The sequence below is a fragment of the Cupriavidus gilardii genome (assembly GCF_017598945.1).
Classification (GTDB): Bacteria; Pseudomonadota; Gammaproteobacteria; order Burkholderiales; family Burkholderiaceae; genus Cupriavidus; species Cupriavidus gilardii_E.
The window spans coordinates 1-4,581 of record NZ_JAGFTW010000029.1 but is presented as its reverse complement, the minus strand read 5'-3'; the positions used below and the strand labels follow the sequence as shown (position 1 = coordinate 4,581).

7 protein-coding genes and 1 tRNA gene are annotated in these 4,581 nt (G+C 66.9%); 5 read left to right on the top strand and 3 right to left on the bottom strand.

Going from position 1 to position 4,581, the window contains the following annotated elements; all coding sequences use genetic code 11:
* The 4 genes from J5T34_RS10365 to J5T34_RS10350 all read left to right on the top strand — a co-directional run.
* On the top strand, positions 1-306 hold a 306-nt coding region (locus tag J5T34_RS10365), incomplete at its 5' end, for an energy transducer TonB (protein WP_208579677.1).
* 46 nt (positions 307-352) lie between these two features.
* A complete protein-coding gene (locus J5T34_RS10360; RefSeq protein ID WP_174108875.1) occupies positions 353-1,081 on the top strand; it encodes a MotA/TolQ/ExbB proton channel family protein in 729 nt (242 codons plus the stop codon).
* A 38-nt stretch (positions 1,082-1,119) separates the two neighbouring features.
* Positions 1,120-1,533 (top strand): ExbD/TolR family protein, encoded by a 414-nt coding sequence (locus J5T34_RS10355; protein ID WP_208579676.1) that lies wholly within the window; start codon positions 1,120-1,122, stop codon positions 1,531-1,533.
* 241 nt (positions 1,534-1,774) lie between these two features.
* A complete protein-coding gene (locus tag J5T34_RS10350) occupies positions 1,775-2,119 on the top strand; it encodes a hemin uptake protein HemP (protein WP_208579675.1) in 345 nt (114 codons plus the stop codon).
* Between the two features lie 141 nt (positions 2,120-2,260).
* On the opposite strand, the gene J5T34_RS10345 is transcribed toward J5T34_RS10350, so the two are convergent.
* Entirely contained in the window at positions 2,261-2,668 is a 408-nt protein-coding gene (locus J5T34_RS10345) for a heme-binding protein (RefSeq protein WP_174108881.1), read from the bottom strand.
* Positions 2,669-2,831: 163 nt separating this feature from the next.
* The gene (locus J5T34_RS10340; protein ID WP_208579674.1) at positions 2,832-3,197 is read right to left on the bottom strand and encodes a hypothetical protein; all 366 of its coding nucleotides are present in this window, start codon (positions 3,195-3,197) and stop codon (positions 2,832-2,834) included.
* Positions 3,198-3,377: 180 nt separating this feature from the next.
* On the opposite strand from J5T34_RS10340, the gene J5T34_RS10335 reads away from it, so the two are divergent.
* Positions 3,378-3,464: transfer RNA gene (locus tag J5T34_RS10335), tRNA-Leu, on the top strand.
* A 55-nt stretch (positions 3,465-3,519) separates the two neighbouring features.
* Here J5T34_RS10335 and J5T34_RS10330 read toward each other — a convergent pair.
* Positions 3,520-4,581: YeiH family protein (locus J5T34_RS10330; RefSeq protein WP_244258815.1), on the bottom strand; the 1,062-nt coding region annotated here is incomplete at its 5' end.

Sequence of the window (4,581 nt, the reverse complement as noted above, 5' to 3'; positions counted from 1 at the left end):
GAGCCCGCACCGGTCGCCACTGGCCCGCGCGCCGTCGGCATCGGCGAGATCCAGTGCACGCCGCCGCAGCCGACCTACCCGTCGCAGTCGCGGCGGATGGGCGAGACCGGCAAGACCGTGGTACGTCTGACCACCGACGACACCGGCAAGGTGGTCAAGACGGCCGTGGTCAGCTCCAGCGGTTCGTCGCGTCTGGACCAGGCCGCGATCGATGCGGTCCAACGGATGCGCTGCAAGCCTTATGTCGAGAACGGTCGTGCGATTGCGGTCACCGCGCAGCAGCCGATCGCTTTCGAGCTGAACTGATTTGAACTGAACCTTCCATACGATTTACGACTTACCAGGAACCATCATGCAGGACCTCGGACTCAGCCATCTGTGGGCGCAAGGCGATTTCGTCATGCGTGCGACCGCCATCATTCTGCTCGTCATGTCGCTGGCGTCATGGATCGTGATTCTCACCAAGGCGTGGGATCTGGTCCGCCTGAAGAAAATGGCGCAGGGCGCGGAAAAGCGCTTCTGGCATTCGGACGATTTCGACCATGCGCTGGAAACGCTCGGCAGCAGCGAATCGAATCCGTTCCGCACGCTGGCGCTGACCGGCAAGGAAGCCGCCCAGCACCACCGCGCCAGCCAGCCGCAGCTGCATGACGTGATGGACATCTCGGACTGGCTCACGCGCTCGCTCAAGAGCGCGATCGACGAAGCCGTGTCGCGCATGCAGTCGGGCCTGGCGATCCTCGCCTCGGTGGGCTCGACCGCGCCGTTCGTCGGCCTGTTCGGCACCGTCTGGGGCATCTACCACGCGCTGATCGGCATCGGCGCCTCGGGCGTGCCGACCATCGACAAGGTCGCGGGCCCGGTCGGCGAAGCGCTGATCATGACCGCCTTCGGCCTGGCCGTGGCGATCCCTGCGGTGCTCGGCTACAACGCGCTGACCCGCGGCAACAAGGCGGTGATCTCGAAGCTGAACCGCTTCGCCCACGACCTGCACGCCTACTTCGTGACCGGCGCCCGCGTGCGCCCGACCGGCGCGCGCCCCGCGGACGACAACGCGGTGCGCCTCGCGGTCAAGAACTGAACTGACGCGGACCGCCCTCCGCCCGAAAGGAAGTCATCATGGCATTCGGTACTCTCGACGATGACGATGACGCAGTGATGAGCGAGATCAACATGACGCCGCTGGTCGACGTCATGCTCGTGCTGCTGATCATCTTCATCATCACCATCCCGGTGATCAATCACGCGGTCAAGATCGACCTGCCGCGTGCGACCAATCAGCCCAACGATCCCAAGCCGCAGAGCATCAACCTGTCGATCGACGCGGCCGGCAAGGTGTTCTGGAACCAGCAGGAAATCGACGACGCGACGCTGCAGAACAATATCGCGCAGGCGGCGCAGCAACAGCCGCAGCCGGAACTGCATCTGCGCGCCGACCGCGACGTGCGCTACGAGCGCGTGGCCGAGGTGATGGCCGCCGCCCAGCATGGCGGCCTCGGCAAGATCGGCTTCATCACGGAGCCGAAGCAATAAGACCCCCAGCGGCGCGCAGTGCCGCGCCGCTTTCCCCAAGCCCCACCCCTGCGGTGGGGCTTTTTCTTTTGTGTTTCGAATGAAACCAAATGCGTTTTCGTGCGGCGCGGCGGCCTGCTGTCGATATCATGCAAAGAGTCGTTGTAATGATAACGATTCTCATTTAATATCAACGGAACGACGGCGGCCACTGTTCCCGGCCGCCGTGAAACCGACGATCCCACGAACAGGAGCCCCTTCGATGAGCACCCTTGCCTTGCCGCTGACGCAACCGCGCGAAGTCACCCGCCGCCGCCTGTCGCTGCGCCGCGTGGTGGTGAACCAGAACCCGGCGCCCGATGCGCGCCGCGAGGCCCCGGCGCCGTCGGCGATGGCAACGGTCAAGTCGGCGGTGGCCCGCCTGGAAGCGCTGGTGCGCGACAATCGCAGCGCGAACGCCCCAGCCCATGCGGCGCCCGCGCAGGCCGCGGAGGCGGTGCCGCTGGAAGCGCTGATGCGCGGCGCAACCACGCTGCCGATCCTGCATAACGGCGAGGTCTATACGCTGCGCAAGACGCGCTACGGGAAGCTGATTCTGACGAAGTAAGCCGCCTGCCGGCGCGTGCCGCATCGCGCGGCATCCCGGCCTCGGGCTACCCGCTCCAGGACGGAGCGGGCCTGGCCATCGCGACTGACGACGGCCGATGAAGCGAATCGGGCCGTCAGGCCCGATGGATCCAAGGTTCGATCAGACGCCCAGCGCGGCAATGCCGGCACGGCCGATCTGCGCATCCTCGCTGGACTTGACGCCCGACACGCCGACGGCGCCGACCACCTGGTCGCCGACGGTGATGGGCACGCCGCCCTCCAGCATGCCTTGCAGCACCGGCGCGGTCATGAACGAGTTGCGGCCGTTGTTGATCATGTCTTCGTAGATCTTCGATTCGCGGCGGCCCAGCGCCGAGGTGCGGGCCTTTTCGGTCGCGATATAAGCGGAGATCGGCGCAGCGCCGTCGAGCCGCTGCAGGGCCAGCAGATGGCCGCCGTCATCGACGATGGCGATCGAGACGGCCCAGTGATGGGCCTTGGCCTCGGCTTCGGCTGCGGCCATCACCTTCTTCACATCTTCCGCAGTCAGCACGGACTTTTGCTGCATACCACTCTCCTGAAAATCGATAACAATGAGCCGGCAGTATAGCGCCGGCACCACTTCGGTGACCATGAACCGGCCACCATGGCAGGGCAAAACAGCCGTGCCAAAAAAGCAAAGGGCCCCGCAGGGCCCTTTGTTTGTGATTCTGTTAGTCCGGTTCGCCGACTTAGTGGCGGTGATGGCGATGTCCATGGCCACCATGCCAGTGACCATGCCGGCCACCATGGTAGTGCCGCCCCGGATGACCGTAGTAACGCGGCGGACCGTAATAGCGCGGCGGGCCATAGTGCGGCGGACCGTAGTAGCCGTAACCGGGCGGCCGCACGACGACTGGCGGCGGACCGTAGTAAACCGGCGCCGGCGCAACCACCACGGGCGGCGGCGCCACGTAGGCCGGCGGGGGATAGTAGGCAGGGCCGCCGACCACGACGCCCGGCACGCCGATCACCACGCCGACGTCGACCCGGGCCATCGCGGCGCCGGAGGCCATCGCGGCCAGCACGCCAAGCCCTGCGAGCAACCAACGTTTCATGATCTTGCTCCTCGCAAGGTTGATCCTGATATCCGTATTCTAGGCCTACGCCGGATCACAGGTGCAACGGCGAGTTCTACATTGTTACCGCCAGTAACATCCTTGCCAGGAAGGGGACGCAAGCGATCATGCGGCGCTTGCGTCCCGGGCGGCGACCACCCACAATATTGGGCTTGCCGTGCGGCCGTGGAGAAATTGGTAGACTCAGCAGACTTAAAATCTGCCGCCTTTCCGGGCTTACGGGTTCGAGTCCCGTCGGCCGCACCAGCCACGCCGCGAGCCCCGCCGCTTTATCCCTTCCCGCGCCGCGCTCACGCTTCGTTCAGACCAGCGTGGCGCACACCAGCGCACCGGCACCCACCAGAAACACGAACAGCAGCGCGGCCAGCAGCATCGGCCTGCGGCCAGCGCGCAGCAGGTCCCCGATCCGCGTATGCAGGCCGATCGCCAGCATCGCGCAGGCGAGCAGCCAGTTGTCGAAGGCCACCAGACCGGGCTTCCATTCGCTCGGGACCATGCCGAAGGAGTTGATCGCGAGCACGGCAACGAAGCCCAGCGCGAACCAGGGCACCGCCGCACGGATCCTCGCCCAGTCGATGCCCCGGCGGCCGGCGTTTGCGCCTTGCGCGCGGTCCTCGGCGCGCGGCCACAGCGCCAGGATCAGCAGCAGCGGGCCAAGCGCCAGGACGCGGACCATCTTGGCCAGCACGGCGGCGTCGCCGGCCGTCTCGCCGACCGCCTTGCCGGCGACGATGACCTGGGCCACCTCGTGCAGCGTCGCGCCGGTATAGATGCCGAAGGCGCGCTCGCCGACCTGCCAGTGCCAGACGTTGGTCACCAGCTCGTACAGATACGGATACAGCAGCATGCCGACGGTGCCGAACAGCACCACCGTCGCCACGGCGACCGCGGTCTGCCGGTCGTCGGTGCGCGCGATCGAGGCCACGGCGATCGCGGCTGCCGCCCCGCACACGGCGCTGCCCGCGCTGACCACCACGGCTTCGCGACGCGTGAGCCCCAGCCACCGGGTGCCGACCCAGACGCCGACGCAAAGCGTCGCCGCCAGCATCAGCAACGGCGCCACCACTCCGCCGACACCAAGCGCCTCGATCGAGCCGAAGGTCAACCGCAGACCGTACAGCGCCACGCCCAGCCGCAGCAGGGTCTGCCGGGCCAGCTGCATGCCCGGGGCCAGCGGCGCGAGCCAGTGCCGCGGCAAGGTGTTGCACGCGACCATGCCGGCGCACATGGCGAGCATCAGCGGGCTGACGCCCAATTGCGACAGCGTCGGCAGCCCGGACAGGACCAGTGCGAGCCAGGCGATGGCGCCCAACGGGGCTAGGGTCAGCAGTCGATAACGCCAGGGAATGGCGGTGGCGGGGGC

Bases quoted from the DNA above. Each gene is read 5' to 3' on its own strand.
- J5T34_RS10360 (WP_174108875.1), top strand. From the start codon at position 353: ATGCAGGACCTCGGACTCAGCCATCTGTGGGCGCAAGGCGATTTCGTC.
- J5T34_RS10355 (WP_208579676.1), top strand. From the start codon at position 1,120: ATGGCATTCGGTACTCTCGACGATGACGATGACGCAGTGATGAGCGAG.
- J5T34_RS10350 (WP_208579675.1), top strand. From the start codon at position 1,775: ATGAGCACCCTTGCCTTGCCGCTGACGCAACCGCGCGAAGTCACCCGC.
- J5T34_RS10345 (WP_174108881.1), bottom strand. From the start codon at position 2,668: ATGCAGCAAAAGTCCGTGCTGACTGCGGAAGATGTGAAGAAGGTGATG.
- J5T34_RS10340 (WP_208579674.1), bottom strand. From the start codon at position 3,197: ATGAAACGTTGGTTGCTCGCAGGGCTTGGCGTGCTGGCCGCGATGGCC.